Origin of the sequence: Mesorhizobium sp. M8A.F.Ca.ET.165.01.1.1, from assembly GCF_004792065.1 — a bacterium.
Lineage (GTDB): Bacteria > Pseudomonadota > Alphaproteobacteria > Rhizobiales > Rhizobiaceae > Mesorhizobium.
In genome coordinates this window covers 395,564-421,391 of the sequence record NZ_SRTH01000002.1, presented here as the reverse complement: position 1 = coordinate 421,391, position 25,828 = coordinate 395,564, and the positions used below count along the sequence as shown (strand labels likewise).

Sequence of the window (25,828 nt, the reverse complement as noted above, 5' to 3'; positions counted from 1 at the left end):
GCCAACGGAACGATATGACCCAGACCTGCCTGACATTCCGTGACCTGACGCTGGGCTACAACAGCCATCCGGCGATCCACCATCTCGATGGGGCAATCCGCAAGGGCTCGCTGACGGCCGTGGTCGGCGCCAATGGTTCCGGCAAGTCGACGCTGATGAAAGGTATCGTTGGGGTGTTGAAGCCGATGGCCGGCGAGGTTATCCGCGCGCCGGGCGTGCGGGCGGCCTACCTGCCGCAGCAATCGGAGCTTGATCGCTCCTTTCCCGCCCGCGTCGTCGACCTGGTCTCGCTCGGCCTGTGGCCGAAGCGCGGCATGCTTGGCCGCTACACCCAGGAAGATCGCGAGGCCGTCAGCCAGGCTTTGATGGCCGTCGGCCTCGGCGGCTTCGAGAAGCGGCCAATCGACACGCTGTCGGGCGGCCAGTTGCAGCGCACGCTGTTTGCCCGCGTGCTGTTGCAGGATGCCGACCTGATCCTGCTCGACGAGCCCTTCAATGCGGTCGACGCCAAGACGGTCGGTGACCTCATTGCCCTGATCAAGCGCTGGCACGGCGAAGAGCGCACCATCATGGTGGTGGTCCATGATCTGGATCTTGTGCGCCAGAATTTTCCCGAAACACTGCTGCTTGCCCGCCAGCCGGTAGCCTGGGGCGAGACCCGGGAGACGCTGAAGCCGGAGAACCTGTTGCGCGCGCGCCGCTTCCACGAAGCCTGGGAAGAGAACGCGCCCTGGTGCGAGCCTGACGAGCACGCTCATGATCATGATCATCATCATGACGGCCACGATCACGACCATCACCATGGCGCCGGACCGAGGGCTGCCTGATGGACGCGCTCTACGGCCTTTTTATCTCGCCATTCGCCGATTTCGGTTTCATGCAGCGGGCGCTTTTCGGCTCGCTGATGCTGTCGCTCGGCGCCTGCCCGATCGGCGTCTTCCTGATGCTGCGGCGCATGAGCCTGTCGGGCGACGCGATGGCGCATGCCATCCTGCCGGGGGCGGCCGCCGGCTTCCTGTTCTACGGCCTCGAAATCCTGCCGATGACCATTGGCGGCCTGATCGCCGGCATCATCGTGGCGCTCGGCGCCGGCGCCGTCTCGCGCTTCACCATTCAGCGCGAGGACGCCTCGATGGCGGCCTTCTACCTGATTTCGCTCGCCATCGGCGTGCTGATGGTGTCGATCCGCGGCTCCAGCGTCGACCTCATGCATGTGCTGTTCGGCACGGTGCTGGCACTCAACAACGAGGCATTGACGCTGATCGGCGGCATCGTCGCGGTGACGCTGGTCAGCCTTGCCGTCTTCTGGCGGGCGCTGGTCGCGGAATGCCTGGACCCGCTGTTCCTGCGTTCGGTCAGCCGCATGGGCAGCCCGGTGCATTTCATTTTCCTCGGTCTCGTCGTCCTCAACCTCGTCGGCGGTTTCCAGGCGCTCGGTACCTTACTTTCAGTCGGATTGATGATGCTGCCGGCGGCAGCGGCGCGCTTCTGGACGGCGCGCGTCGAGCCGATGTGCGCGCTGGCCGTGCTGATCGGCTTTGCCTCCTGCATTGCCGGGCTGCTCCTGTCCTATCATGCGTCGTTGCCGTCAGGCCCGGCCATCATCCTGTCGGCCGGCGTCGTCTATTTCGCCTCTATCCTGTTTGGCACGCGCGGCATTCTGCGCGCCCGCATCGTCCATCACCGTCACAGAACGGCCTGATCCCCCGCCCCAAAGGAGACCCAACCATGCTGAAATCACTCTGCGCCGCCCTGGCGATGAGCGTTATAACATTAACAGCCTTTGGAGCTTCATCGGCCTTCGCCGAGCCGCTGAAAGTGGTCGCCAGCTTCACGGTCATAGCGGATTTCGCCAAAAATGTCGGCGGCGACCGCGTCGACATCACCACCATTGTCGGGCCGGACGGCGATGCCCATGTCTATGAGCCGAGCCCCGCCGACGCGGTGGCAATGGCCAAGGCCGACATCGTTCTGGTCAACGGCCTGCATTTCGAAGGTTTCCTGCAGCGGCTGGTCGATGCCAGCGCCACCAAGGCTTCGATCATCACCTTGACCAAGGGCGTGACGCCGATCGACTTCAAGCCTGAGTTCGCCGACGCCGACGCGGCGGAGGGTGCCGGCACCGGCGACGGCAAGACCGTCACCGATCCGCACGCCTTCCAGTCGATCGCCAATGCCAGGATCTATGTGAAGAACATCGCCGAAGCCTTCTGCGCGGCCGACAGCGACGGCTGCGTCTCCTACCAGACCAACGCCGCCGCCTACACCAAGAAGCTCGATGCGCTGGAAGGCGAAGTGAAGGCGGCGATCCAGTCGATCCCCGAGGCAAAGCGCGTCGTCATCACCTCGCATGACGCCTTCGGCTATTTCGAGCATGAATACGGCCTGACTTTCCTTGCCCCGCAAGGCATCTCGACCGATTCCGAGCCGTCGGCCGCCGATGTCGCCAAACTGGTCGAGCAGGTGAAGCAGGACAAGGCGTCGGCGATCTTCGTCGAGAACATCACCAATCCGCGCCTGATCGAACAGATCGCCAGCGAGACCGGCATCAAGGTGGGCGGCACGCTCTATTCGGATGCGCTGTCGCAGCCCGATGGCCCCGGCTCGACCTACATCGACATGATGCACAACAACATCCGCCAGATCAAAGGCGCCATTCTCGGCAGCTGAGAAGAGCGTTCTCGAAAGGCGGAGCCAGTCTCCGCCTTTTTTCATTCCCCTCTGGGCAATCCGAGTCAGAATCTTCGCTGGCAACGTCCATCTGCGCTATGATGTCGATCCGCGCGGGACGCGCATGAAGCGCAGATTGAGGCCGGCACTGCCATGACAGATTTCACGCCCTTCCAGTCGCTGCTCGGCGGTGCCCTCATCGGCCTGTCGGCGGTGCTCCTGATGGCGTTGCATGGACGGATTGCCGGGATGACCGGTATCCTAACAGGGGTCATTCCGCCGCTTGCCCCGGATTGGGGCTGGCGAGCCGCGTTTCTCATTGGCGCAGTCGTGGCGCCGCTCCTCTATCGGACTGTTGGCGGACATATTGCCTTCAGCGTGCCGCTGCCAACGCTGTCCCTCGTTGTCGGTGGCTTCGTGGTCGGCATCGGCGTGCATTTCGGCGGTGGCTGTCCGAGCGGGCATGGCATTTGCGGCATTGCGCGCCTGTCGCCACGCTCGATGGCCGCCGTCGCGACCTTCATGGTCACCGCATTAATCACCGTCTTCATCATCCGCCACGTCGTCGGGGGCTAACCATGAACAGGCTCGTTTCGGCATTCCTGATCGGCGGGATTTTCGGCCTCGGCATCGCTGTTTCCGGTATGATAAATCCGGCCAAGGTGCTGAATTTCTTCGACATTGCTGGCACCTGGGACCCCAGCCTGATCTTCGTCATGGGCGGCGGCATGGCTGTCGCCTTTATCGGTTACCGACTGGTGTTCGGCCGGTACAAGGCCCCGGTGTTCGAAACCGAGTTTGCGCTGCCGACGAAGCGCGTTATCGATCTGGAATTGGTTGGCGGCGCCGCCGTGTTCGGTATCGGATGGGGCATTGCCGGCTTCTGTCCGGGCGGCGCCATTCCGGCGCTGGGCCTCGGCTATTCACAGACGCCGATCTTCGTCGCTTCGGTGATCGCAGGCATCGTCGTGGCGCGTTTTGCCCGGGCGCGCATCGCTCAGCCGGCCACGGCATAGGAATTGGTTGCCGGCCACGTCAGGGAGTGGCAAAACTCCTGCCAAATCAGATTGCGAGGACATCGTCATGGAATACCGCGAAATCAGCGAAGACTATTCGGTCTCGGGCCAGATCCAGCCCGAAGACGTCGCCGCCATCAAGGAAGCCGGCTTCAAGAGCGTCATCTGCAACCGGCCGGATGACGAACAGCCCGGCCAGCCTTCGGCGGACACGCTCAAAGCCACGGTTGAAGCCGCCGGTCTCGCCTTCCGCTACATCCCGGTCATCAGCGGCCAGATCACGCAAGAGAATGTCGAAGACCAGGCCGAGGCGCTGGATGAGCTCGAGGGCCCGGTGTTCGCCTATTGCCGCTCCGGCGCCCGATGCACCAATCTGTATGGGCTGATCCAGCAGTCGAAGGGTTAGATCGGCAGCGCGCCGGTCTCCTTCAGCGTCTCCAGCACGATCGCCGTCTTCACATGCTGCACGGATTCATGCGGCAGGAGCACGCCGTTGACGAACTCGGACAATGATTTGAGGTCGGGCGTCACCACCTTCAGGATATAATCCATCTCGCCGGTCAGCGCATGCGCCTCCTGCACTTCCGGCAGTCGCGCCACCAATTCGCCGAAGCGCCGCGCGTTGTCACGGTTGTGGGTGGCAAGGGTCACCGAGATGACGTTGACCAGTGAGAAGCCGAGCATGTCGCGGTCGAGTACGGCGCGATACCCCTTGATATAGCCATCCTCCTCCAGCCGCTGGCGGCGGCGCGAGCATTGCGACGCCGACAGGTTCACCCTTTCGGAAAGGTCGTTATTGGTGAGCCGGGCATCGCCCTGCAAAAGAGCCATTATCTTGCGGTCAAACTGATCGATGCGCGTCTCATCCATGGTTTTTTCTCTAATCATGCATGCTTCACGCATGACATCATCATTTCAAGCGTTTGAATGCAAGCACCATGCATAGGCTCCACGCTATCATGGTTTCAAATGGCCCTTTCAGGCCAAACGAGATTTTCGGAGGAATATCATGGGTCCCTTCCCGCACGACGCCCCGCCTGCCACGATCAGCAAGGACAACCCTGCCGGCACCGATGGGTTCGAGTTCGTCGAATTCGCGCATCCCGAGCCGCAGAAGCTGGCCGAGCTCTTCACTCGCATGGGCTATGTGGCGGTGGCCAGGCATCGCACCAAGGACATCACCGTCTGGCGGCAGGGCGACATCAACTATGTCGTCAATGCCGAGCCCGGCTCGCACGCGATGAAGTTCGCCGACAAGCATGGCCCTTGTGCTGCCTCGATGGCCTGGCGGGTGGTCGATGCCAAACATGCTTTCGAGCATGCCGTCTCCAAGGGCGCCACGCCTTATGAAGGCGACGACAAGGCGCTCGACGTGCCTGCCATTGTCGGCATCGGCGGCTCGCTGCTTTATTTCATCGACAGCTACGGCAAGAAAGGCTCGGCCTATGACGCCGAGTTCGAATGGCTCGGCGCGCGCGACCCGCGGCCGCAAGGCGTCGGCTTCTATTTCCTCGACCACCTGACCCACAATGTCTATCGCGGCCAGATGGACAAGTGGTGGGACTTTTATCGCAATCTGTTCGGCTTCAAGCAGATCCATTTCTTCGACATCGACGGCAAGATCACCGGCCTGGTCAGCCGCGCCATCACCTCGCCATGCGGCAAGATCCGCATTCCGCTCAACGAATCCAAGGACGAGACCAGCCAGATCGCCGAATACCTGAAGAAGTACAATGGCGAAGGCATCCAGCACATCGCGGTTGGCACGGACGAGATCTACGCCGCCACCGACAAGCTCGCCGAGAACGGGCTGAAATTCATGCCCGGCCCGCCCGAGACCTATTACGACATGTCGTATGACCGCGTGAACGGCCATGACGAGCCGATCGAGCGGATGAAGAAGCACGGTATCCTGATCGACGGCGAAGGCGTGGTCGATGGCGGCATGACCAAGATCCTGCTGCAGATCTTTTCCAAGACCGTGATCGGGCCCATCTTCTTCGAGTTCATCCAGCGCAAGGGCGACGAAGGCTTTGGCGAGGGCAATTTCCGCGCTTTGTTCGAGTCGATCGAGCAGGATCAAATCAAGCGCGGCGTGATCAAGGTACAGGCGGCGGAATAGGCCGGTCTAACACAGGAACACTTGCCGCTCGGTCGATTATGACCTAAATTCTAGTCATAAAGGATCGAGCACATGAATGTTTCCATCGCCGAAGCCAAGGCCAAACTGTCGGAACTTGTCAGCCGCGCGGAAGCAGGTGAGGAGATCGTTCTTACGCGCCACGGCAAGGTGGCGGCGCGCATTGTACCTCCGGCGGTGGCCGAACCTCTGCCGCGTATCGGCGCTTTGAAGGGCAAGATCTGGATTGCGGATGATTTTGACGAACTCGGTCCTGAATGGGACGAGTACGTAAAATGACGGTCGGCCCCTTCCTCGCCGACACACATATCATCCTCTGGTCAATTTCGGACGACCGACGTCTCAGCGAGCATCACCGCGCCATCCTGGTTTCGGAAGCGGTGGTGTTCGTGAGCGCGGCGAGCGTTTGGGAAATTGCCATCAAACGTTCGATCGGAAAGCTCAACGCGCCGGACGATCTGCCGGCGCTGCTTCCAAGGATGCGATTTCAGCCGCTCACCGTAACCTTACAGCACGCGAACGCCGTTGGTGGCCTACCTCGCCACCATGGTGATCCGTTCGACAGACTGCTGATTGCGCAGGCGCAAGTGGAAAATCTGACCATCCTCACATCCGACCCGCATTTCGCCCATTATGATGTGGCTGTGACATGACTAGCGAAGGACCTGGTCTCACAACCGAAGCCTCTCAACCTCGTCCCGCCTAACCCTGACATCATAATCGAGCAGGAACTCGTCGAGTTGCGGCGGCGCGACGGAGGTGCCGGACAGCATGGCGTGGACCTGGCCGCGATGGTGGATGTCGTGCAGGAAGACGTGCGCCAGGATATTGCCGATCTTTTCCGGGATCATGCCGTCCTCGCGCCGGTCGGTGATGACGCGGCGATCTAGATCGCTCTCCGACAAGCCATCGCAGAAGGCAATCAGCCGCCGGTCGGCCGCGACCTGCGCGGCAAAAAGCTCCTGTGGTTCGTCGAAAGGCACGAAGTCATCATGGGCAGCGGCACCGACACCGCCCTCTTCGAGAAAGTCCAGATAGAGATAATCGACCGCAAGCACATGATTGAGCGTGGCCTTGACCGACGGGAAAAAGCTGGTGCGCTCAGCCTCGAACTCGCCGGGCTTCAGAGCAAGCACTGCGCGATAGAGCCGGTCGTTCGACCAGAGATTGTTGCCCGCCATGCGGCGCAGATGATCCAGAAGATTCATCGCTGAAAATCTGTCCTAGCCTCTATCTCTGGTAGTTCTCGACCTTCTGCTCGATGGCACCGAAGATCGAATGCCCGGCCTTGTCCTTCATCTCGATGCGTACCGTGTCGCCGAAGCGCAGGAACGGCGTCTTTGGTTCGCCGCTCGCGAGGGTCTCGATCATGCGCAGTTCGGCGATGCAGGAATAGCCGGCGCCGCCGGCCGACACAGGCTTGCCCGGGCCGCCGTCGAGCTTGTTGGACACCGTACCCGAGCCGATGATGGTGCCTGATACCAGCGGCCTTGTGCGGGCGGCGTGAGCGATCAGTGCCGGGAAGTCAAAGGTCATGTCGACACCGGCATTGGCGCGGCCGAACGGCTTGCCGTTGATGTCGGCGAGCAGCGGCAGGCTGACCTTGCCGCCATCCCAGGCGTCGCCCAGTTCGTCCGGCGTCACCGCGACCGGCGAAAAGGCCGAGGACGGTTTCGAGTGGAAGAAGCCAAAACCCTTGGCGAGTTCCGGGCCGGTCAGCGCGCGCAGCGTGACATCGTTGACCAGCATGACCAGCCGGATCGCGGCGCGCGCTTCATCGAGGCTGGCGCCCATCGGCACATCGTCGACGATGACGGCAATTTCGGCCTCCATGTCGATGCCGAAGGCTTCGTCGGCCATGCGGATCGGATCGCGCGGCGCAACAAAGGAGTCCGAGCCGCCCTGATAGATCAGCGGATCGGTCCAGAAGCTTGCCGGCATCTCGACGCCGCGCGCTTTGCGCACCAGTTCGACATGGTTCACATAGGCGGAGCCGTCGGCCCATTGATAGGCGCGTGGCAGCGGCGAATGCGCGTCGTGCTCGTGGAAGCGAGCCGCCGGCATCGCACTGTTCTCCAGCGATTCGGCGATTGTCGCGAGATGCGGCGAGATCCTGCGCCAGTCGTCGAGTGCCGCCTGCAGCGTGCGCGCCAGGAACGAGGCGTCTGTGTACTGTGTCAGGTCGCGCGAAACGACAACGAGTTTTCCATCGCGCGTCCCATCCTTCAGTGTGGCAAGCTTCATGCGGTTCCCTCTCCTGAGGCGGCCTTGGTGCCGCTTTGGCTTTTCTTACACATGATCTTTTTCCGAAAACCGGTTTCCACTTTCGGGATCATGCTAGCTCCACAACAAGGCCGTCGCGGGCGATCGTCAAGTCGCCGGCCCATGTTTTCCTGACGGCAGCAGTCCAATCGGTCTCGCCAATCTGGGGGTCGTCGGCCGGAATGAGGTGGTTGAGCACCAGTCTCTTCACGCCGCCATCGCTGGCGATGCGGCCTGCCTCTTCGGCAAAGCTGTGGCTGGCGAGCAGGTGTTCCCTGAGCCGCGCGCCATTGCCGGTCCTGGCAACCAGCCGCTCGATCCCCTCCTCCAGCATGGCTTCGTGGACGAGGATATCAGCGCCTTCGGCGAAATCGGCGAGCGGTGGGAAGAAGGCTGTATCGGCCGAAAACACCACGCTCTTGCCGCCATGCTCGAAGCGCAGCGCAAAGCAGTCGGTCACCGGCGGATGGTCGACGCGCAGCGCCGTCACCTTCAGGCCGCGCTGCTCGACCACATGGCCTTCGCCGAATTCTTCGACAGAAACCAGCTCGCGAATATCAGGCCGGCCCTCGTCGACGATGCGGATTTCGATGTCGAATTCCATCGCCTGACAAAAGCGCCGCCAGTAATGGCCGGTGCCGGGCGGGCCGAACACGCTGACCGGCGTCGCCAATCCGGCCGTCCAGGCGGTGTGGATCAGCAGACCCAGTTCCAGCACATGGTCGGAATGCAGATGCGTGATGAAGATCAGGTCGAGCGCCTTCAGGCTGACACCGGCATCGACAAGGCCGCGCGTGACGCCGAGCCCGCAATCGACGACGATGGCCCGCCCGCCGATCTCGAGCAGCGACGAACTCGGCCACGGCCCGCCCGGCCGTAGCGCAGGGCCGCCTTTGGAGCCCAACAGCACCAGCCGATCCGGCATTGAATTACCGCTCAAGACCAGTCGCCCTCGTGCGTGCCGTTGAAGCGCTTCTTCAGGTCGGCCCAGCAGTCGATATAATTGTCCTGCCGGGTTTCCAGTTCGGCACCGTATCGGGTCAGCATCTGCGGATAGCGGGTCTCGAACATGAAGGCCATGGTGTTGTCGAGCTTGACCGGTCTCAGGTCCGCGCGCGAGGCCTTTTCGAAGCCAGGCGCATCCGGGCCGTGGGCCAGCATCAGATTGTGCAGGCTGATGCCGCCGGGAACGAAGCCTTCCTCCTTGGCATCGTACTGGCCGTGGATCAGACCCATGAACTCGCTCATGATGTTGCGGTGATACCAGGGCGGCCGAAACGTATCTTCCGCCACCAGCCAGCGCGGCGGGAAGATGACGAAATCGATATTGGCGGTGCCCTCCTCGCCGCTCGGCGCCGTCAGCACGGTGAAGATCGATGGATCGGGATGGTCGAACAGCAGCGCGCCGACCGGCGAAAACGTCGCCAGATCATATTTGTAAGGGGCGTAGTTGCCGTGCCAAGCCACCACGTCGAGCGGCGAATGGCCGATCTCGGTGACATGGAAATTGCCGCACCATTTCACGATCAGCCGGCACGGCGTCTCCTTCTCCTCGAACCAGGCGCAGGGCGTCTTGAAGTCGCGTGGGTTGGCCAGGCAATTGGCACCGATGGGGCCGCGGTTAGGCAGTGTCAGCTTGGCGCCGTAATTCTCGCATACATAGCCGCGCACTTCGGTGTCGGCCAGTTCGACCTTGAAGACGAGGCCACGTGGCAGCACGGCGATCTCGCCGGGTCGAAGCTCGATGACGCCCATCTCGGTGACCAGCCGCAAGCTGCCCACCTGCGGGACGACCAGCAATTCGCCGTCGGCATTGAAGAAATGATCATCGACCATCGAGCGATTGGCGACATAGACATGGGCGGCCATGCCGGTCTGCCCGAGCACGTCACCGGCCGTGGTGATGCTGCGCATGCCCTGGATGAAATCGGTCGGCTCCTTCGGCATCGGCACCGGATTCCAGCGGTACTGGCCAAGCGCCAGTTCGTGGTCGCCGACATTGGGGGCAGTCTTCCACAGCGGGTAGCCGGCTGCCTTGAAGCGGCCGGTGTGCTTGACACTTGGCCGGATGCGATAGAGCCAGGAACGCTCATTGGTGCCGCGCGGCGCGGTGAAGGGCGAGCCGGAAAGCTGCTCGGCATAGAGGCCGTAGGCCGGCCGCTGCGGCGAGTTTCGCCCCTGCGGCAGCGAACCGGGCAATGTCTCGGTCTCAAAATCGTTGCCGAAGCCCGGCATATAGGAAAAGGCCATCGCTTCCTCCCGGATTGACCAAACTGGTTTCATTTGTAACCATCGAAAATGTAACTATCAATGGCGACGCGAGACATATGCGAGCGCTGAAACATGACGAGCAAAGCGACCGATCCCGAGATCCTGGAGCTGGAAAGTTTCCTGCCTTACCGGCTCTACCGGCTTGCGGATGCGGTCAGCCGGGAATTCTCGAAAATCTACAGCGACCGCCTGGGGCTGACCCGACCGGAATGGCGCACGCTGTCGGGCTTGGGACAACGCGGCACGATGACCGCGACGGCGCTTGGCGAGCAATCAGCCATGCACAAGACCAAAGTCTCGCGTGCCGTCGCGGAACTCGAACGGCGGCGCTGGCTGACCCGCGCGCCGGATGAGAGCGACCGGCGCGTCGAGCATCTGACGCTGACCAAAGCGGGCCTTGCCGCATATCGCGAAATGGTGCCGTTGGCGAAGGCGTTCGAGTCACAGTTGCTAGCGCGGCTCGATTTATCGGACCGCTCCCTAATTCTCGCAGCTATCGCGAAACTCGAAGCGCAATTCTGAAATAGCGGGCAAGACCATTTTCATTTTCGCTATACGGTCATAAAGTCGAGGTATTTCTTTCCGCTTGGAGAGGTCGTGATGGACCACCTTGATTGGAAGACATTTGTCCCTTGGGCGATTAGCATCGCGACCGTTTTGCTCGGTATCTGGCAATATTCTGACAAACAGGCCCAGGCAAATCGCGAGCCGTTCCTTAAAAAGCAGACCAGGCTGTTGTTTGAAGCCAGTGAAACCGTTTCAACCCTAGCGAATACCACAGATCCGGCTGTCTGGAAGAACGCTCGTTCACGCTTCTGGACTCTCTACTGGGGTCCGTTGAGTTTGGTCGAAGATGTTCGTGTCGAGAATTGCATGGTAAAGTTGGGGGAGATCATACCGCCGACGAAGCAGGCTGAAATCCCTGCCCTGCCTTTCGACGACCTTCGGACCGCATCTTACGAATTGGCCCATATCGCCCGCAATCTCATGATCAAGAGTTGGGATGCCAAGCTTGATATGAAGGTCACAAACTCATTCAGCATTTGCAAAGATGGGTAGGCGGCCGCCTACCAATCCATCACCACCTTGCCCGAACTGCCGCTGCGCATCGCGTCGAAACCCGACTGGAAATCATCGATACCGATGCGATGCGTGATCAGCCCGGTCACATCGAGCGGGCCTTGCACCAGCGCGATCATCTTGTACCAGGTCTCGAACATCTCGCGTCCATAGATGCCCTTCAGATGCAGCATCTTGAAGATGACCTTGTTCCAGTCGATCTCGAAGCCGGTCGGCGCGATGCCGAGGATGGCGATCTTGCCGCCATTGTTCATGGTGTCGATCATGTCGCGGAAGGCGGGCGCGGCGCCCGACATTTCCAGCCCGACGTCGAACCCCTCGGTCATGCCGAGCGCCGGCATGACGTCGCGCAGTTTTTCCTTCGAGGCGTCGACGACGTGCTGGACGCCGAGCTTCTTCGCCAGCGCCAGCCGCACCGGGTTGATGTCGGTGATGACGACCTTGCGTGCGCCGACGCACTGCGCCACCAACGCCCCCATGATGCCGATCGGCCCCGCGCCGGTGACCAGCACATCCTCGCCTACCAGGTCGAAGGACAATGCGGTGTGGACGGCATTGCCAAGGGGATCGAAGATGGCCGCGATCTCGTCCGGCACGTCGTCGGGGATCGGCACGACATTGTGCTGCGGAATGGCCAGATATTCGCCAAAAGCACCCGGACGGTTGACGCCGACGCCGAGCGTGTTGCGGCACAGATGCCCTCGCCCGGCGCGGCAGTTGCGGCAATGGCCGCAGACGATGTGGCCTTCGCCCGAGACGCGCTGGCCGACCTTGTATTCGGTGACCGCGGCGCCGAAATCGGCGACGGTACCGACGAACTCATGGCCGGTCACCATCGGCACCGGCACCGTCTTCTGCGCCCACTGGTCCCAATTGTAGATGTGGACGTCGGTGCCGCAGATCGCCGTTTTCTTGACCTTGATCAGCACGTCGTTGGGGCCGATTTCCGGCACCGGCGCCTCTTCCATCCAGATGCCCGGCTCGGCCTTGGCCTTCACCAGCGCCTTCATCATGTTCGACATTCTTTTGTCCCTTGAATCTCTTGATCCGGAATCGCTTTTCGACGCTCAGGAAATCACGCCCAATTCCTTGCCGACGGCACCGAAGGCCTCCACCGCGCGGTCGATGTCGGCGCTGGAATGCGCCGCCGACATCTGGGTGCGGATGCGCGCCTGGCCTTTCGGTACCACCGGGAACGAGAATCCGATGACATAGATGCCGCGCTTCAGCATGCGCGCCGCCATCTCCTGCGCCAGCGTCGCATCGCCCAGCATCACCGGTATGATCGGATGATCAGCCCCGGCCAAAGTAAAGCCAAGCTTGCCCATTTGAGACCGGAACCGCGCCGCATTGGCATATAGGCGCTCGCGCAAGGCATCGCCATTGCGGATCAGCTCGAACACCTTGATCGAGGCGCCGGCGATCGCCGGCATCAGCGTATTGGAAAAGAGATAGGGCCGCGAGCGCTGGCGCAGCCAGTCGACGACCTGCCTCTTGCCCGAGGTATATCCACCGGAAGCGCCGCCAAGCGCCTTGCCGAGCGTGCCGGTGATGATGTCCACCCTGCCCTCGACGCCGCAATGCTCGGCCGAGCCACGGCCATTCCTGCCAACGAAGCCGACCGCATGGCTGTCATCGACCATGACCATGGCATCGTACTTTTCGGCGAGATCGCAGACGCCCTTCAAATTGGCGATGATGCCGTCCATGGAAAACACCCCATCGGTGGCGATCAGCCGGAAGCGGCAATCCTTCGCTTCCTTCAATCGCGCTTCCAGATCGGCCATGTCGTTGTTGGCATAGCGGAAGCGTTTGGCCTTCGACAGCCGGACCCCATCGATGATCGAGGCGTGGTTGAGCGCGTCGGAAATGATCGCGTCCTCCTCGCTCAGCAGCGTTTCGAACAGGCCGCCATTGGCATCGAAGCAAGAGCCATAAAGGATCGTGTCGTCCAGGCCGAGAAAGGATGAAATCGTCGCCTCGAGCTGCTTGTGCTCCTCCTGCGTGCCGCAGATGAAGCGCACCGACGCCATGCCGTAGCCGTAGCGGTCGAGCGCCTGCGTGGCCGCAGCGCGCAGGTCCGCGCTGTCGGCGAGGCCGAGATAGTTGTTGGCGCAGAAATTCAGCACTTTCTCGCCGCCCACCTCGATTTCGGCCGACTGCATCGAGGAAATCACCCGCTCGGACTTGTAGAGGCCGGCGGATTTCAGCCCTGCAAGCTCACTGTCGATATGGGAGAGAAATGCTGCGGTCATGATCAGGCCTCGTTTGACGTGGGCAGACTGTCGTCCGGCCCGCGCAAAAAATCCATCGCAAAAGCGACCGGATCAGGTGGCCGGGCAGCATCAGGGGGACGCGATGGACATTGCCCAAGCGACCATCCGGCACGCATGGATTGACGAATGCTCAAATGCGGGCCGGCCGCGAAAGAACCCGATAACCATTTCGCGATCTTTCCGCGCCTCCCCCTTGCCGGCCAGCCGTCGACTTCCGGTCCTGTTAACGTTTGCAGTTCAATGGTGCTCATACAGAAATCCGTTGGCGAGAGGGCCGCCCCCGAACATGTCTCAGCAGCCGGTGCAAACCGTTTCAGGCAAGCTCATACTGCTGATCAAGGCTGGCTACTGGCTGGCGCTGCTCATCATTGCCGCCATGGTGGCAGCCTCCTTCGTTTTGCTGCAGCAGACGATGGCCACGCAGCAGCACAACAACACCTTGCTCGACATCGTCGGCACGCAGAAGACGTTGTCCCAGCGCATCGTCTTCCTTGCCAGCGCGACAGGCGTCGCCTCGCGCGACAAGCAGCCGGCGCTGGTCAGCGCGCTGAAGCAGGCCACGGCGGAGTTCGAGACGAACTACGATCTGCTGCTCAAGCAGACAGGCGCGGATCCGCAATCGCCTGCCAAGCTCGATCCGAAGTCGATCGAGAGCGTGCTTTTCGCCAAACCCTTCCATCTCGACTATTTCTCGGTTGGCCTGATCGCCAACGGCGATCGTCTGATCTCTGCACTGGAATCGCAGCTCAACCTTGGCGACAATGGCGGCTACAAGGGCGGCGCCGAACGCGTCAACCTCGATGCCTCTGTCGCCAATGCCACGCTGTCGGGCTATGCCGCGCTCGGCCAGCGCATCAGTGCCGACGCCGACGAGCGCTCCGAAAAGTTGCTCACTCTCCACCGCACGCTGTTCTATGCCACCCTCGGCGTCATCCTGCTGGTGGCGCTGTTCATCTTCAGGCCGATGTCCAACGCGATCCTGCGCAAAACGCGTGAATTGGTCGACGCTCGCAATTCGATGGCCTTCATCGCGGTGCATGACGGCCTGACGGGCCTGCACAACCGCACCTTCCTGACCGACCATTTCGAGACGCTGATCAAAGGCGCGCATCGCCGGCGCGAGCGCCTGGCCGTGGTCCAGCTCGACCTCGACCGCTTCAAGCAGATCAACGATACGCTGGGCCACGCCGCCGGTGACTATGTCCTGGTCGTGACGGCACAGCGCATGCGCGATTCCTGCCGGGCGTCGGATCTGTGCGCGCGGCTTGGTGGCGACGAATTCGTGATGATCCTCAACGGAGCCGGCAGCACCGAGGACATCAACATGCTGGCACGGCGCATACTGGTGCACATCAACGAGCCGATCGTGTTCCAGGGCACCACCATTCTTCCGGGCGCCAGCGGCGGCATCGCCGTCTATCCAATCGACGCCGACAATGCGCAAGACCTGCTGGTCCACGCCGATCTGGCGCTTTATTCCGCCAAGAAGATGGGTGGCGGCAACTTCTCGTTCTTCTCCGAGGAACTGCGAAGGGAACTCGACTACCGCAAGCAGCTCGAACACGACATCAAGGTCGCCATTTCCGAAAGAGCGTTCCAGGTCTATTTCCAGCCACAGGTTTCGCTAACCGACGGCACCATCAGCGGCATAGAGGCCCTCGTGCGCTGGAACCATCCCGAGCGCGGCATGATCTCGCCGGGCGAATTCATCCCGGTCGCGGAGAAATGCGGCTTCATGCCGGAGATCGGCCGCATCGTGATCAGCAAGGCGATCAACGAAGCCGCCGAATGGAACCGTGCCGGCATTGCCTTCGGCCGGCTTGCCGTCAACGTCTCGGGCACCGAGTTGCGTGAGCACGATTTCGATGCGTTTCTGTTCGACACGCTGGAGAGAGCCGGGCTGCCGCCGCAGAAACTGTCGCTGGAAATCGTCGAATCCGTCATCCTCGACGACGAGAAGACAGGCATCGCGGCCAAGCTGCGGCACATCCGGGCGGCCGGCGTCCATCTGGAACTCGACGATTTCGGCACCGGCTATGCGTCGCTCAGCCACGTCAATCCCAACGAGATCGACCGGCTCAAGATCGACCGCCGCTTCGTCCAGAACATCCACGAAAATGGCGACAACTCAAAGATCGTGCGCGCCATCACCGAACTTGCACGGGGTTTGGGCATCTCCATCGTCGCCGAGGGCGCCGAAACCGAGGCGGAGCTCGACTCGCTGATGGCGATCGGCTGCGACCAGGTGCAAGGCTATTCCATCGCCTTCCCGATGCCGCATGACAAGGCGCTGGAATGGCTGACCGCCCGCATGCCGAAGAAGGCCAGGCTGACGGTATTGCAGGGAAGCCTGGCGTAGGCGGAGCCGGGCCTGGCTTGACAACCAGCCGATGAAATGGCGGCCTGTCCTGATCGCAAACGGGTAGTGGCCCATGACATTCTTTCGGCTTGCCCTGGCAGCCATGTTGATGTCGGCGTTGCCGGCCCATGGCGCGGATCGCACCATCTACCTCACCTTCGACGACGGTCCTCTGAACGGCACAAGCAACATCCTCGACGTCTTGGAGGCGGCGCAGGTTCCGGCAACGCTGTTCATGGTCGGCATGCATGCCGAGGCCAGTGCGTCCAACAAGGCGTTGGTGCGGCGCGCCAAGGCGATGCCGCTGGTGACGATCGGCAACCACAGCTACAGTCACGCCTACAATCCTACCGGCATTTCTATGGCGATACGGAAGGCGTGGTTGCCGACATGCTCATGGCCAATGCCGTTCTGGGCCTGAAGCCCGCGGTGCACGCCCGCCTGCCGGGGCGCGACGTGTTCCGGCTGCCTTCGATGTCGAAGAACGACAATTCGCTTGGGCAGGCGCAAGCCGGGCGCGAGGACCCCGACTATGAGTTCGTCGCGGCGTCCGGCTTTTATCTCTATGGATGGGACCACGAGTGGGTGCACAAGGACAGCGGTGAGCCGGTCCAGAGCGTCGATCATCTGGTCAGCGAGATCGATCATTTGTTCGGCTACGGCCACTTTGCCAAGCCCGGCAAGCTGATCCTTTTGATGCATGACCAGATGTTCCAGGACGGCTTTGACGGCAAGACGCAACTGACCAAGCTGATCACCGCACTGAAACTGCGCCACTATGCGTTTGGAACAATCCCGAGCTATGATAACTAAGCCAACAGGTCGGCACTCCTAGCTCTCCACATTCTCCCGCAATACGGCCAGCACCCGCGCAAACTCCGCGAGACGCTCGTCGGGTAGTCCTGTGCGAAGCCGCTTGTCGAAGACAAGTGCTGCTTGCCGCAACGTTTCGAACAGCGCTTCTCCCGCCTCCGTCAACCGGACCAGATGAACCCGGCGGTTGAGGGGATCGCGCCGCCGCGTCAGCAGGCCCTGCGCCTCCATCGCATTGAGATGATGGGTCAGCGTCGCACCCTGGATGCCGATCATGCCGGCAAGTTCGCGTTGATTGGCAAGCTCGCTCGACTTGACCGACAGCAGCGTGAGCCAGACCGGCAATGTGCCGCCTGCTTCAACCAAGGCGGCGTCGAAAGCCTGTGCGACAAGCTTGGCGGTACGGCCAAGGTTCATACCAACCGGCGGGCGTTCAAACGGTGTCATGATCTGACAGTAGAGCAAGCAGTGGGAACGTGAAACTCGGCTTCATGATTGACATCTAACCGTTAGATATCTAACTTTGTCTTATTGATGGCATCGCGGCATGGTTGCGGCGCATAGGCGGCGGGCGAATGAGAGGAATGCAGTCATGCAATATGTTTATATCGTCGTCATCGGCCTGCACGTCATGGCCGGCGTATTCTGGGCTGGCACGACCATCGCGGTTGCCCGCGATCCGGACATCCGAGCAGAGCGGTTCTTCCGGCCGCAAATGGGCGCGGCCGGTTTGGCTTTTCTGACCGGATTGCTGCTCTGGTATTTCTTTCATGAGGGTGCTTTCGGCTCGATGGAGAAGGTACTGGCGCTCGGCATTTTGACGGCGCTAATCGCCGCCGGTGTGCAAGGCGCGCTTGTGGGCTCCGCCAGCAGGCAGCTCGCTGGCGCCGATGCAGCGACCCAAACGGAGCTGCGCGCGAAAATGACCAGGGGCGAACGCATCGCCGGCGGACTGCTGGTCATCACCGTACTTTGCATGGCGACCGCCAAATTGTTTTAGAATCGCACGGCCGGTGAAAGCCGATCATGCGCGGCGCGCAACGGACCAGAGCGGCAGGTGGCTCTCCTTGCAAAGGCCGTTGCGCGCCACCTGATCGTAATCAAATCCTGATCCCGAACCTGATCCCGTCATAGATGGCGGCGTGGATGTTGCGGGAGGCAACCGCGTCGCCGATGCGCAACAGCACGAAGCCCCCTTCGGGGTTGCGTTGGGGAAAAACGTCGCCTCCATTGACCAGACGTTCGTAGTCGACCGCCCCAGTGTTCTTCGACAACGGCTTCAGCGACAGATACAGATCGTCGAGCGGCAGCGTGCCGTGTTCGACCACAACCTGGTCGACCCTGCGTTCGCCGTGCCAGCCATCGGCAAAGTCCGAAGCGAGTTCAGCGACCAATTGATTGCCCTCGCGCCGCACCGAGCGCAGGCGCGTGTTGATGGTGATGGTGACGCCCTTTTCCTGGAAGGCCCGCATGTACGGAACGTGGTTCATGCCGCCCATTTCGGGGGCGAAGAACCGCTCCGGTGAAACCAGTTCCAGCTTCGAGCCGCTGTTGGCAATCAGTTCGGCCGCGCCCATGCCCTGATGGCCGCCATTGTCGTCAAAGAGAAGAACATTCTCGGCCGGCTTGACGCTGCCGGCCATGATGTCCCAGCTCGACGTGACGAGATTGTCACCGGAGGCCAGCGGCGGGTTCTGCGGCAGTCCGCCGGTGGCGACGACCACCACGTCAGGGGCCAGGGCCAGGACGTCGTCCTTCTCTGCCCATGTGTCGTAGCGGATCTCGACGCCGAGCCGGTCGAGTTCGGCCAGACGCCAGTCGATGATACCGATCAATTCCTTACGGCGCGGGTTCTGGGTCGCCAGACGGACCTGCCCACCCGCTTGTGATGATGCTTCCAGGATCGTTACTTCATGGCCGCGCTCGGCCGCGACCCGCGCCACCTCCAGTCCGCCTGCCCCTGCGCCGACGACCACGACTTTACGCTTGGGCCCTTCCGTCTTGGCGATCACGTGCGGAATATCCGCCTCGCGGCCGGTCGCCGCATTGTGGACGCACAGCGCCTCGCCGCCCTCGTAGATGCGGTCGAGACAATAGGTGGCGCCCACGCAGGGACGGATCTCGTGCTCGCGGCCCTCCATCACCTTCTTGATGATGTGCGGATCGGCGATGTGGGCACGCGTCATGCCGACCATGTCGAGCTTGCCGGTGGCGATCGCGTGGCGCGCGGTGGCGACGTCGGAAATGCGCGCAGCGTGGAAGGTCGGGAATTTCGTCGCCGCCCTCACCTCGCCGGCGAAATCGAGATGCGGCGAAGACCGCATGCCAGTCACCGGGATGACCTTGGTCAGTGCCGCGTCGGTCTCGATCGAGCCACGGATGATGTTGAGGAAATCGACCTTGCCGGAGCCGGCCAGTCGCCTGGCGATCTCGACGCCCTCCTCCTTCGACAGGCCTTTCTCGAAATCCTCGTCGGCGACCATGCGGATGCCGACGACGAATTTGTCGCCAACCGCCGCCCGCACCGCATCGAGCACCATGTTGGTGAAGCGCAACCGGTTGTCGAGCGAACCGCCATACTCGTCGTCGCGATGATTGGTGGCAGGCGACCAGAAGCCGTCCATCAGATGGCCGTAGGATTCGAACTCGATGCCGTCGAGACCGGCTGCCTGGCAGCGCTGGGCGGCCGATGCATAGTCGGCGACGATGCGCTCGATGTCCCACTCCTCTATGGTCTTGGGGAAAGCACGATGCGCCGGCTCGCGCACAGGCGAGGCCGAGAGCACCGGCAGCCAGTCGGCCTTGTTCCAGCCGGTACGGCGGCCGAGATGGGTGATCTGGATCATCACCTTGCAGTCATGCTCGTGGCAGGCGTCAGCGAGTTCGGCCAGCCACGGCACGATGCGGTCGTCATAGACGTGCAGATTGCCGAAGGCGGCCGGACTGTCGCGCGAAACGATGGCCGAGCCGGCGGTCATGGTCAGCGCCATGCCGCCCTTGGCCTTTTCGGCATGGTAGAGCCGATAGCGCTCCTTCGGCATGCCGTCCTCCGAGTAGGCCGGCTCGTGGCTGGTCGACATCACCCGATTCTTCAGCGTCAAATGCTTGAGCTGGTAGGGTTGGAGAAGCGGGTCGTTGCTCGTCATCGTCTTCCTGCCGTTTTAATTTGTGCTAATGAGCGGCAAATCCAAGGAAACCGCTCATGATCGATACCAAAAATCTCACCCAACTCGGCACGCACGTCGAGACGCCACAGAGTCCCGAAGCTGCGGTCCTGGAAACCGTGCCGTTTCAGCGCGGTGACGGACCGCCGGCGATCGTGCGTTTCACCGTCCCGGAATTCACCTCGCTCTGTCCGGTGACCGGACAGCCGGATTTCGCCCATATCGTCATCGACTACGCACCCGACGCGGCCCTGGTGGAATCGAAGTCGCTCAAGCTGTTCATGACCTCGTTTCGCAACCATGGCGCTTTCCATGAAGACTGCACGGTGATGATCGGCCGTCGCATCGTGGCCGCGACCAAGCCGTTGTGGTTGCGCATAGGCGGCTATTGGTATCCGCGCGGCGGCATTCCGATCGATGTCTTCTGGCAGACCGGCACTCCGCCCGAGGGCGCCTGGCTGCCGGACACCGGCGTCGCCCCCTATCGCGGGCGCGGCTGAGCTGATGTCAGCCATTGCCGGCACCGGTCCGGCAAAGGCTTGTTGCAAGGAAGGGGAGGACAGCATCGCGATAGCGCGGCTGGTCGTAGCGCAGCAGGTCAACGTGACCTGCCCCTTCGAACCAGACCAGTTGAGAGCCGTCGGCAGCATTCCGCAGCGCCAGTACCTGACCGCGATCGATGAAGGGATCGATGCTACCTGCGAGCAGCATCAGCGGCCTGCCGATTTTGCCGAGACGGTCGACCGGCCTGACGTCATCGGCGCTCAACCCGAGGCGAAGCGGCATCTGCGCCAGCAGGACGTCGGCCTGGAAACCGCGCCAGAAGTGGAAAGGCATTCGCCAAGCCGTTGTTTCGCGCAAGGTCGCGTAGAGCTGCTCCAGCACATAGGCATCGGCAGGCGCTTGCGGGGCGGCAAAGACGAGAGCGGCGGCACCAAGCGATGAGCCGACGGCGCCAAGCTTCTGGTCGGGAAACCTTTGCCTGGCGAAGGCCATGATGCGGATCGCATCCTGGCCTTCACTGTAGCCAAAACCTTGAACGGCCCCGCCGCTCTCGCCGTGCCCCGACAGATCGAACAGGATGACGGAATAACCGGCGTCGAGCAGCAATTTTGCCCTTTGCACCAAAGCGAGCCTGTTGGCGCCGCGGCCGTGCAGTAGAACGATCGTACCGCAACTGCCCTTTCGATCGGCCACCCAGCCAACCAGTTCGGGCGCGCCGGGCTGGTCGAGCACGACGCGCTCGACGGGCAAGTCGCCGGGCAGCGCCAAAGCTTGCCAGGGTTCGCGGGCGATCAGCATCGTGCCGATCCGCCAATCGACGACGCAAGCGGCAGCGCCGAGTCCGACTAGCGCTATCGCGAGCAAACCGCCAAGCTTCATTGCCGACCACCCGGAAGCTGACGACGGCTCATTCGCACTGGTACTGGCTGAGCGCCCATTCGCCGGTCACCGACAAAAGGTCCGATATCTTCCATTCGCCGTCGACCTTCTTGAACTTCCATTCAAGGCGGTGCGGGTTGCCGGCGACGACGAAGGCGACGATGACCTTGGCCTGATCGCCATTGATTGATTCGAGCGTCTTCAGGCTCTTGTCGATCTCGGCCTTGTCATAGTCCGCATTGTCGAACGCCATGTTGGGGTCCAGGCACTCGCCCTGCCCGGATTTGCGCAAGGCATCGCTTTTGTCGAGCACGGTTTTCGCCGGGTCGATGAAATGGCCGCGCTGAGCCGGATCGATCTCCAGGCCGACCTGATCGTAGAACGGCCGCACAACCGCTGTCGGCGATCCCGGCTGGATGGGGGTGGCGGGCCCGCTCGGCGGCCATGCGACAGGTGGCGTCGCCGGCTCCGCAGCTCCGCCAGGCGCGGTCGCCGGCGGCGTGCCGCTGTCATCGGGCGCGGTCCCGGCCGGAGCATTTGCCGGCGGCGCGCCTAACAGGCCCTGAGCAGCCGCGCCGTTCAAGCCAGCCGCCAGCAGGCACATGGCCGACAATAACAGGAGCGCGCGACCGGCCATTGCATCACTCCGGATCTTGGCCTGCCATGCATTCGAGCTGGCTCAGCGTCCAGGCGCTGGTCTTCGATGCAATGTCCGATATCTTCCACTTGCCGTCGACCTTCTTCAGCGACCAGTGCATTTCGCGCTGCGAATCGTCTCCTTCCGGCAAGAGACTGAAATTCGCCACCACTTGTGCCGCGTCGCCATCCACCGTCTCGGACAATTTCAAGGTCTTGGAGATGGTCTCCTGGTCGAAATCCTGCGCGTCGAGGCCCGGGTCGAAGTCGATGCAGGCGACCTGGTCCGGATTCTTCTTGGTCGCCTGGTCGTTGAGGTCGAACAGTTTCGTCACCGGCTCGGTGAAGCGATCGCGGTATTGCGCGTCGGCCTCGAACTTGACCTGCGGGACATAGAAGAACTTCACGGCGTCGGACGCCGGACCGGCCAATGCGGCGGCTGGTGCGGCAATCGACAAGACGGCGGCGAGCAGCAGTTTCATGGACTTCCCCGAATGTTTGGCTGCGGAAAGCAATCAATACCACGCATCGTGCATATCGGCTTTTTTGCGGCTCATGAAGCCTTCGGGTGGCTCGTCTACTTGCATAGATCACATCCAACGATCCTTAGTCTCCGAAAGTAGCGATCGGCGCGTTGAGTTGGGAGCGCTCAGGCCTGACGCCGAGCCCTGGGATCTGCGGGACGCGTATATGCCCGTTCTCGATCACGATCGGGTTTACGGGATCGGTATGCCCTTCGATGTATTCCTGCGCGATCCAGGCTCCCTCAAAACGTCTCGGCTCGACGGTAGCGGCGAGGTGCACGCAGGCCGCGGCGATGACGTCTCCGCCCCAGGCGTCGTCGCAACTGTGCGGAAGAGATCGTATCGCACACAGGTCGCGGACCGTGGCCATCTTGGTGAGGCCGCCGAGGCGGGTGACCTTCAATCCGAATCCATCCGCGATACCTGACGAAACTGCCCGCAACACGGCATTCAAATCCTCGGTATTCTCATCGAGATAGATCGGATGTGTAACGCGTCCCTTGAGACCCGCCACTTCCTCCATGGTGTTGCAAGGCTGTTCGAACACGAATGGGATTGCCTGGCAAAGCCGATCGATGTGCAGCGCCGCGGCAGCGGTCAGGCCACGATTGGCGTCGACGGCTATCCGGGCCTTGAAGCCAACGGCCTCCCATACTTTGTGCACGGTGGCGACGTCCTGTTCGAGATCCCGCCCGCCGATCTTGATCTGAAGCCGTGCATATCCGGCGTTGACCTTATCGGCGGCAATACGCGCGGTCTCGTCGGGAGCACCGACGATCGTCGAGTAGTAAGACGGCACACGATCGGTGAGCGCACCACCGAGAAGGGCTGAGACCGGGACGCCCAGCCGCTGGCCGGTGAGGTCGAGGAAAGCTATATCCAAGGCCGCCTTGGCATAGTTGTGCCCGTTCAGCCGCTCGTCCATTCTTTTGGCGAGGCGGCGCATGGACGTTGTATCCTCGCCGACAAGTCCAGGCGCTATTTCGGCAATTGCCGCTCTCGCGCCCAGCGCATGTTGGGGCTGATAAACAGGGCCGATCGGGCACGTCTCACCCCAGCCTGACAGTCCATCCTCGGTGGTCACTTCAACCAGCGTGCTGTCCAAATTCCGCACGCTATCACTGGCCATCCGGTAGGCACCGCCTTTGACAGGCAGAAGCACCTGATAGACTTTGATTGACTGGATACGCATTCAGACATCAGCCCCGTTCATGCCTTGCCTGGTCCGGCGCCTTTCGCGATCATCAAAGACCAAGCGCCACCTTGCGCCCGTCATGAATGGCAAATGCCGCCTGTCTGGAGGCGGTACAATCGCCGATGGAGGTATGCGCAATTCCGCGCCGTTCGAGCTCGATGGACAGGCTGTGCTGCGCCATGCTGGTGGCGGCGAAGACCAAAGCGTCGGCCTCGACCTCCTGCTCGGTCCCGTCGAGCAGCGAAGCAATCCTGGCCATCCTGCCATCCCAGTGCACGATGGCGCTCTCGGTCACGAACCGCACGCGCAGTTTGGCGAGCGCTCGGCGCAGCGGCGCGTCGACGGCCATTCGCTGAAGCTCTTTGCCGACCAGGGCGTCCGGGGTCACAAGCGTCACATCGTGACCGTCCTCGGCGAGTTTCCAGGCGGTGCCGCAGCCTTTCCAATTGCCGCCATCGTCCAGCAACAGAACATTTTTTCCCGGCCTCGCCTCACGAGCCATCACCGCCTCGGCCGAGAGCACCGGGCCACCGCCCGGAATGCTGTCCCACTGCGGCAAGGCCCGCTGGAAAGCGCCGTCTGGCGGCATCGAGCCGGTGGCGATGATGACGTGATCCGCGCCTTCGTGCTCGACATCATCGGCTTCGACATACTGCCCGTAACGGATGTCGACCTGAAGCTGGCCGAGCTGACGCTCGTACCAGCTAATCAGATCCAGAATCTGGGCACGGCGCGGCTGCAGTCCGGCAAGACGGAACTGCCCCCCAAGGCGGTCGGAAGCCTCGGCCAGTGTGACGCGATGACCGCGCTCGGCCGCGGCGCGCGCCGCTTCGAGGCCGGCCGGGCCGCCGCCGACGACCAGCACGCGCTTCGGCTGGGCGGCCGGAGCGAAGCGATCTCCGCCCCACTCCCATTCCCGCCCCGCCGAGGGATTGACGACGCAGCTGATCCAGTAATCGCGGCTGCGCCGGCCCCAGCACATCTGGTTGCAGGACAGGCAGCCGCGAATGTCCTGCGGCCGTCCGGCGGCAGCCTTTGCAGCCAGATGCGGATCGGCGATCTGCCCGCGCACGATGGAAACGAGGTCAGCGCGGCCTTCGCTCAGCACGCTCTCGGCGTTCTCGGGGGTACGGATATGGCTTTCGGCGGTGATCAGCGCGTGGCGCACGGTGGATTTGAGCACCGCCGCAAGATCCGCGCCGAGCTTTTCGGGATAAACAAAGGTCGGCATGATCTTGTAGAAATCGAAGTAGGAACCCGTTCCACAAGTCACATAGTCCATCAAGGCATCGCGGTCGTGGAGGTCGATTATCTCGGCCAGCGCTTCGCGCTTCAGCGCCACTTCGACTTCCGGTTCGTCATTGACCGCAAGACCGATGATGAAATCATCGCCGCATTCCCGGCGAATCCTGGTCATCACCTCACGGCTCACCCGCGTGCGGTTTTCAAGGCTGCCGCCCCACCGGTCGTCGCGGCGGTTCGACCAGGGCGTCCAGAACTGGTCCAGCATCGAATGGTACGCCGCCCAGACCTCGACGCCGTCGAAGCCGGCCTCGCGGCAGCGGCGCGCCGCCTGGACAAAGCCGTCGATCGTTTCCTCAATCTCGGCTTCGGACATCCGATGCGAGCCGTCGGAGTCGTGATAACTCGGCAGGCCGGAAGGCGACCAGCCGGCATGGAACGAGTTGTCCGCGTCCGCGTGCTGACCGACATGATAGAGCTGCTGGATGGCGACGGCGCCGTTGCCGCGGATCGCCTCTGTCACCTTGCGAAAATGCGGGATGACGCGGTCATCGGAAGGGCTGAAGTTGCCGCGTGTCAGCACGGCGGCCCGATGCACGGGCATCGGCTCGACCACGATCATGCCGGCGCCGCCGATGGCGCGTTCCGCGTAATAGCCGACATGCCGCGCGGTCGGCAGCCCCTCCACCGCCATATTGGCGGTGTGGGCTCCGAACACGATCCTGTTGCGCAACGTCTTGCCGCGCAGAGTAGCCGGCGTGAACAACCGGTTGAAGACCCGCCCAGACATGCACCGC

At 62.2% G+C, this 25,828-nt stretch carries 31 protein-coding genes; 16 read left to right on the top strand and 15 right to left on the bottom strand.

The annotated features are described in order from the left end of the window. Nucleotides 1–14: 14 nt before the first annotated feature. The 6 genes from aztA (at nt 15) to EN808_RS06625 (ending at nt 4,092) form a co-directional block, all read left to right on the top strand. On the top strand, nt 15–827 hold the full coding sequence (gene aztA / locus EN808_RS06650; protein ID WP_135883627.1) for a zinc ABC transporter ATP-binding protein AztA: 813 nt from the start codon (nt 15–17) through the stop codon (nt 825–827). Continuing rightward, on the top strand, nt 827–1,702 hold the full coding sequence (aztB, locus tag EN808_RS06645; RefSeq protein WP_127279830.1) for a zinc ABC transporter permease AztB: 876 nt from the start codon (nt 827–829) through the stop codon (nt 1,700–1,702). The genes aztA and aztB overlap by 1 nt, the downstream gene beginning before the upstream one ends. Nucleotides 1,703–1,728: 26 nt before the next feature. Beyond that, nucleotides 1,729–2,670 (top strand): zinc ABC transporter substrate-binding protein AztC, encoded by a 942-nt coding sequence (gene aztC / locus EN808_RS06640; protein ID WP_127279829.1) that lies wholly within the window; start codon nt 1,729–1,731, stop codon nt 2,668–2,670. A gap of 153 nt (nt 2,671–2,823) precedes the next feature. Then, complete coding sequence (locus EN808_RS06635; protein WP_127279828.1) at nt 2,824–3,246, top strand: YeeE/YedE family protein; 423 nt, start codon at nt 2,824–2,826, stop codon at nt 3,244–3,246. Between the two features lie 2 nt (nt 3,247–3,248). Next, on the top strand, nt 3,249–3,686 hold the full coding sequence (locus EN808_RS06630) for a DUF6691 family protein (RefSeq protein ID WP_135915406.1): 438 nt from the start codon (nt 3,249–3,251) through the stop codon (nt 3,684–3,686). A 67-nt stretch (nt 3,687–3,753) separates the two neighbouring features. After that, on the top strand, nt 3,754–4,092 hold the full coding sequence (locus EN808_RS06625; protein WP_135863951.1) for a TIGR01244 family sulfur transferase: 339 nt from the start codon (nt 3,754–3,756) through the stop codon (nt 4,090–4,092). Here EN808_RS06625 and EN808_RS06620 read toward each other — a convergent pair. Next, nucleotides 4,089–4,556, bottom strand: coding sequence for an Lrp/AsnC family transcriptional regulator (locus tag EN808_RS06620; RefSeq protein ID WP_135915405.1), 468 nt, complete (start codon nt 4,554–4,556; stop codon nt 4,089–4,091). The two genes, EN808_RS06625 and EN808_RS06620, sit on opposite strands and share 4 nt — an antisense overlap. Nucleotides 4,557–4,695: 139 nt before the next feature. On the opposite strand from EN808_RS06620, the gene hppD reads away from it, so the two are divergent. From hppD to EN808_RS06605, 3 genes are all read left to right on the top strand, one after another. After that, nucleotides 4,696–5,808, top strand: a complete 1,113-nt coding sequence (hppD, locus tag EN808_RS06615; RefSeq protein ID WP_135915404.1) for a 4-hydroxyphenylpyruvate dioxygenase — start codon at nt 4,696–4,698, stop codon at nt 5,806–5,808. A 72-nt stretch (nt 5,809–5,880) separates the two neighbouring features. Next, nucleotides 5,881–6,105 carry a type II toxin-antitoxin system prevent-host-death family antitoxin gene (locus EN808_RS06610; protein ID WP_023780515.1) on the top strand — a complete coding sequence of 75 codons (225 nt, stop codon included), beginning with the start codon at nt 5,881–5,883 and terminating at the stop codon, nt 6,103–6,105. Continuing rightward, a complete protein-coding gene (locus tag EN808_RS06605; protein WP_135883622.1) occupies nt 6,102–6,479 on the top strand; it encodes a type II toxin-antitoxin system VapC family toxin in 378 nt (125 codons plus the stop codon). Before EN808_RS06610 ends, EN808_RS06605 begins: the two co-directional genes overlap by 4 nt. An 18-nt stretch (nt 6,480–6,497) precedes the next feature. Here EN808_RS06605 and EN808_RS06600 read toward each other — a convergent pair whose 3' ends face one another. From EN808_RS06600 to hmgA, 4 genes are all read right to left on the bottom strand, one after another. Continuing rightward, on the bottom strand, nt 6,498–7,034 hold the full coding sequence (locus EN808_RS06600) for a DinB family protein (RefSeq protein WP_127869672.1): 537 nt from the start codon (nt 7,032–7,034) through the stop codon (nt 6,498–6,500). A 22-nt stretch (nt 7,035–7,056) separates the two neighbouring features. After that, nucleotides 7,057–8,070, bottom strand: a complete 1,014-nt coding sequence (locus tag EN808_RS06595; protein WP_135915403.1) for a fumarylacetoacetate hydrolase family protein — start codon at nt 8,068–8,070, stop codon at nt 7,057–7,059. An 88-nt stretch (nt 8,071–8,158) separates the two neighbouring features. Further along, nucleotides 8,159–9,013, bottom strand: a complete 855-nt coding sequence (locus EN808_RS06590; protein WP_189524078.1) for an MBL fold metallo-hydrolase — start codon at nt 9,011–9,013, stop codon at nt 8,159–8,161. A gap of 11 nt (nt 9,014–9,024) precedes the next feature. After that, nucleotides 9,025–10,338: a homogentisate 1,2-dioxygenase gene (hmgA, locus tag EN808_RS06585; RefSeq protein ID WP_135915401.1), complete on the bottom strand. Its 1,314-nt coding sequence runs from the start codon at nt 10,336–10,338 to the stop codon at nt 9,025–9,027. A gap of 93 nt (nt 10,339–10,431) precedes the next feature. Between hmgA and EN808_RS06580 the strand changes: the two genes are divergently transcribed. Both EN808_RS06580 and EN808_RS06575 read left to right on the top strand, forming a co-directional pair. Next, nucleotides 10,432–10,881 (top strand): MarR family transcriptional regulator, encoded by a 450-nt coding sequence (locus EN808_RS06580; RefSeq protein ID WP_127869676.1) that lies wholly within the window; start codon nt 10,432–10,434, stop codon nt 10,879–10,881. Nucleotides 10,882–10,959: 78 nt separating this feature from the next. Next, the gene (locus EN808_RS06575; protein ID WP_135915400.1) at nt 10,960–11,418 is read left to right on the top strand and encodes a hypothetical protein; all 459 of its coding nucleotides are present in this window, start codon (nt 10,960–10,962) and stop codon (nt 11,416–11,418) included. Nucleotides 11,419–11,426: 8 nt separating this feature from the next. On the opposite strand, the gene tdh is transcribed toward EN808_RS06575, so the two are convergent. From tdh to EN808_RS06560, 3 genes are read right to left on the bottom strand one after another with little or no spacing between them, the layout of a single operon-like run. Next, nucleotides 11,427–12,461, bottom strand: a complete 1,035-nt coding sequence (tdh, locus tag EN808_RS06570; protein ID WP_135915399.1) for an L-threonine 3-dehydrogenase — start codon at nt 12,459–12,461, stop codon at nt 11,427–11,429. A gap of 45 nt (nt 12,462–12,506) precedes the next feature. Further along, complete coding sequence (locus tag EN808_RS06565) at nt 12,507–13,694, bottom strand: glycine C-acetyltransferase (protein ID WP_135915398.1); 1,188 nt, start codon at nt 13,692–13,694, stop codon at nt 12,507–12,509. Nucleotides 13,695–13,696: 2 nt separating this feature from the next. Beyond that, nucleotides 13,697–13,966: a hypothetical protein gene (locus EN808_RS06560; protein ID WP_127280017.1), complete on the bottom strand. Its 270-nt coding sequence runs from the start codon at nt 13,964–13,966 to the stop codon at nt 13,697–13,699. A 35-nt stretch (nt 13,967–14,001) separates the two neighbouring features. Here EN808_RS06560 and EN808_RS06555 point away from each other — a divergent pair, with 35 nt between their 5' ends. The 3 genes from EN808_RS06555 (at nt 14,002) to EN808_RS36910 (ending at nt 16,887) form a co-directional block, all read left to right on the top strand. Further along, nucleotides 14,002–16,074: an EAL domain-containing protein gene (locus tag EN808_RS06555; protein WP_135915397.1), complete on the top strand. Its 2,073-nt coding sequence runs from the start codon at nt 14,002–14,004 to the stop codon at nt 16,072–16,074. Nucleotides 16,075–16,147: 73 nt separating this feature from the next. Then, on the top strand, nt 16,148–16,495 hold the full coding sequence (locus EN808_RS36915) for a polysaccharide deacetylase family protein (protein WP_245525039.1): 348 nt from the start codon (nt 16,148–16,150) through the stop codon (nt 16,493–16,495). Then, on the top strand, nt 16,471–16,887 hold the full coding sequence (locus EN808_RS36910; RefSeq protein WP_245525038.1) for a hypothetical protein: 417 nt from the start codon (nt 16,471–16,473) through the stop codon (nt 16,885–16,887). The genes EN808_RS36915 and EN808_RS36910 overlap by 25 nt, the downstream gene beginning before the upstream one ends. Nucleotides 16,888–16,905: 18 nt before the next feature. Here the strand turns inward: EN808_RS36910 and EN808_RS06545 are convergent, their stop codons facing one another. Beyond that, nucleotides 16,906–17,304, bottom strand: a complete 399-nt coding sequence (locus EN808_RS06545) for a MarR family transcriptional regulator (protein WP_245525037.1) — start codon at nt 17,302–17,304, stop codon at nt 16,906–16,908. Nucleotides 17,305–17,479: 175 nt separating this feature from the next. Here EN808_RS06545 and EN808_RS06540 point away from each other — a divergent pair, with 175 nt between their 5' ends. Further along, nucleotides 17,480–17,887: a hypothetical protein gene (locus EN808_RS06540; RefSeq protein WP_127280021.1), complete on the top strand. Its 408-nt coding sequence runs from the start codon at nt 17,480–17,482 to the stop codon at nt 17,885–17,887. A gap of 100 nt (nt 17,888–17,987) precedes the next feature. Here EN808_RS06540 and EN808_RS06535 read toward each other — a convergent pair whose 3' ends face one another. After that, nucleotides 17,988–20,033, bottom strand: a complete 2,046-nt coding sequence (locus tag EN808_RS06535; RefSeq protein WP_127869682.1) for an NADH:flavin oxidoreductase — start codon at nt 20,031–20,033, stop codon at nt 17,988–17,990. Nucleotides 20,034–20,089: 56 nt separating this feature from the next. On the opposite strand from EN808_RS06535, the gene queF reads away from it, so the two are divergent. Further along, on the top strand, nt 20,090–20,551 hold the full coding sequence (gene queF, locus EN808_RS06530; RefSeq protein ID WP_127869683.1) for a preQ(1) synthase: 462 nt from the start codon (nt 20,090–20,092) through the stop codon (nt 20,549–20,551). A gap of 7 nt (nt 20,552–20,558) precedes the next feature. Here the strand turns inward: queF and EN808_RS06525 are convergent, their stop codons facing one another. The 5 genes from EN808_RS06525 to EN808_RS06505 form a co-directional block, all read right to left on the bottom strand. Next, nucleotides 20,559–21,434, bottom strand: a complete 876-nt coding sequence (locus EN808_RS06525; protein ID WP_127869684.1) for an alpha/beta fold hydrolase — start codon at nt 21,432–21,434, stop codon at nt 20,559–20,561. 28 nt (nt 21,435–21,462) lie between these two features. Further along, nucleotides 21,463–22,071: a hypothetical protein gene (locus tag EN808_RS06520; protein WP_127280282.1), complete on the bottom strand. Its 609-nt coding sequence runs from the start codon at nt 22,069–22,071 to the stop codon at nt 21,463–21,465. A gap of 4 nt (nt 22,072–22,075) precedes the next feature. Beyond that, nucleotides 22,076–22,552 (bottom strand): DUF3828 domain-containing protein, encoded by a 477-nt coding sequence (locus tag EN808_RS06515; protein ID WP_135915396.1) that lies wholly within the window; start codon nt 22,550–22,552, stop codon nt 22,076–22,078. Between the two features lie 124 nt (nt 22,553–22,676). Next, nucleotides 22,677–23,786: a mandelate racemase/muconate lactonizing enzyme family protein gene (locus EN808_RS06510; RefSeq protein WP_127869685.1), complete on the bottom strand. Its 1,110-nt coding sequence runs from the start codon at nt 23,784–23,786 to the stop codon at nt 22,677–22,679. Nucleotides 23,787–23,838: 52 nt separating this feature from the next. Next, a complete protein-coding gene (locus tag EN808_RS06505) occupies nt 23,839–25,821 on the bottom strand; it encodes an FAD-dependent oxidoreductase (RefSeq protein WP_127869686.1) in 1,983 nt (660 codons plus the stop codon). Nucleotides 25,822–25,828: the final 7 nt, after the last annotated feature.

Coding starts and splice junctions, on each gene's coding strand:
- EN808_RS06595 (WP_135915403.1), bottom strand. CDS start 8,070: ATGAAGCTTGCCACACTGAAGGATGGGACGCGCGATGGAAAACTCGTT.
- EN808_RS06525 (WP_127869684.1), bottom strand. CDS start 21,434: ATGAAGCTTGGCGGTTTGCTCGCGATAGCGCTAGTCGGACTCGGCGCT.
- EN808_RS06605 (WP_135883622.1), top strand. CDS start 6,102: ATGACGGTCGGCCCCTTCCTCGCCGACACACATATCATCCTCTGGTCA.
- hmgA (WP_135915401.1), bottom strand. CDS start 10,338: ATGGCCTTTTCCTATATGCCGGGCTTCGGCAACGATTTTGAGACCGAG.
- EN808_RS06540 (WP_127280021.1), top strand. CDS start 17,480: ATGCAATATGTTTATATCGTCGTCATCGGCCTGCACGTCATGGCCGGC.
- EN808_RS06610 (WP_023780515.1), top strand. CDS start 5,881: ATGAATGTTTCCATCGCCGAAGCCAAGGCCAAACTGTCGGAACTTGTC.
- EN808_RS06545 (WP_245525037.1), bottom strand. CDS start 17,304: ATGAACCTTGGCCGTACCGCCAAGCTTGTCGCACAGGCTTTCGACGCC.
- EN808_RS06635 (WP_127279828.1), top strand. CDS start 2,824: ATGACAGATTTCACGCCCTTCCAGTCGCTGCTCGGCGGTGCCCTCATC.
- aztC (WP_127279829.1), top strand. CDS start 1,729: ATGCTGAAATCACTCTGCGCCGCCCTGGCGATGAGCGTTATAACATTA.
- EN808_RS06625 (WP_135863951.1), top strand. CDS start 3,754: ATGGAATACCGCGAAATCAGCGAAGACTATTCGGTCTCGGGCCAGATC.
- aztB (WP_127279830.1), top strand. CDS start 827: ATGGACGCGCTCTACGGCCTTTTTATCTCGCCATTCGCCGATTTCGGT.
- tdh (WP_135915399.1), bottom strand. CDS start 12,461: ATGTCGAACATGATGAAGGCGCTGGTGAAGGCCAAGGCCGAGCCGGGC.
- queF (WP_127869683.1), top strand. CDS start 20,090: ATGATCGATACCAAAAATCTCACCCAACTCGGCACGCACGTCGAGACG.
- EN808_RS06520 (WP_127280282.1), bottom strand. CDS start 22,071: ATGGCCGGTCGCGCGCTCCTGTTATTGTCGGCCATGTGCCTGCTGGCG.
- hppD (WP_135915404.1), top strand. CDS start 4,696: ATGGGTCCCTTCCCGCACGACGCCCCGCCTGCCACGATCAGCAAGGAC.
- EN808_RS06510 (WP_127869685.1), bottom strand. CDS start 23,786: ATGCGTATCCAGTCAATCAAAGTCTATCAGGTGCTTCTGCCTGTCAAA.
- EN808_RS06590 (WP_189524078.1), bottom strand. CDS start 9,013: ATGCCGGATCGGCTGGTGCTGTTGGGCTCCAAAGGCGGCCCTGCGCTA.
- EN808_RS06620 (WP_135915405.1), bottom strand. CDS start 4,556: ATGGATGAGACGCGCATCGATCAGTTTGACCGCAAGATAATGGCTCTT.
- EN808_RS06575 (WP_135915400.1), top strand. CDS start 10,960: ATGGACCACCTTGATTGGAAGACATTTGTCCCTTGGGCGATTAGCATC.
- EN808_RS06565 (WP_135915398.1), bottom strand. CDS start 13,694: ATGACCGCAGCATTTCTCTCCCATATCGACAGTGAGCTTGCAGGGCTG.
- EN808_RS36915 (WP_245525039.1), top strand. CDS start 16,148: ATGACATTCTTTCGGCTTGCCCTGGCAGCCATGTTGATGTCGGCGTTG.
- EN808_RS06580 (WP_127869676.1), top strand. CDS start 10,432: ATGACGAGCAAAGCGACCGATCCCGAGATCCTGGAGCTGGAAAGTTTC.
- EN808_RS06560 (WP_127280017.1), bottom strand. CDS start 13,966: ATGAGCACCATTGAACTGCAAACGTTAACAGGACCGGAAGTCGACGGC.
- EN808_RS06515 (WP_135915396.1), bottom strand. CDS start 22,552: ATGAAACTGCTGCTCGCCGCCGTCTTGTCGATTGCCGCACCAGCCGCC.
- EN808_RS06600 (WP_127869672.1), bottom strand. CDS start 7,034: ATGAATCTTCTGGATCATCTGCGCCGCATGGCGGGCAACAATCTCTGG.
- EN808_RS06555 (WP_135915397.1), top strand. CDS start 14,002: ATGTCTCAGCAGCCGGTGCAAACCGTTTCAGGCAAGCTCATACTGCTG.
- EN808_RS36910 (WP_245525038.1), top strand. CDS start 16,471: ATGGCCAATGCCGTTCTGGGCCTGAAGCCCGCGGTGCACGCCCGCCTG.
- EN808_RS06535 (WP_127869682.1), bottom strand. CDS start 20,033: ATGACGAGCAACGACCCGCTTCTCCAACCCTACCAGCTCAAGCATTTG.
- EN808_RS06505 (WP_127869686.1), bottom strand. CDS start 25,821: ATGTCTGGGCGGGTCTTCAACCGGTTGTTCACGCCGGCTACTCTGCGC.
- aztA (WP_135883627.1), top strand. CDS start 15: ATGACCCAGACCTGCCTGACATTCCGTGACCTGACGCTGGGCTACAAC.
- EN808_RS06630 (WP_135915406.1), top strand. CDS start 3,249: ATGAACAGGCTCGTTTCGGCATTCCTGATCGGCGGGATTTTCGGCCTC.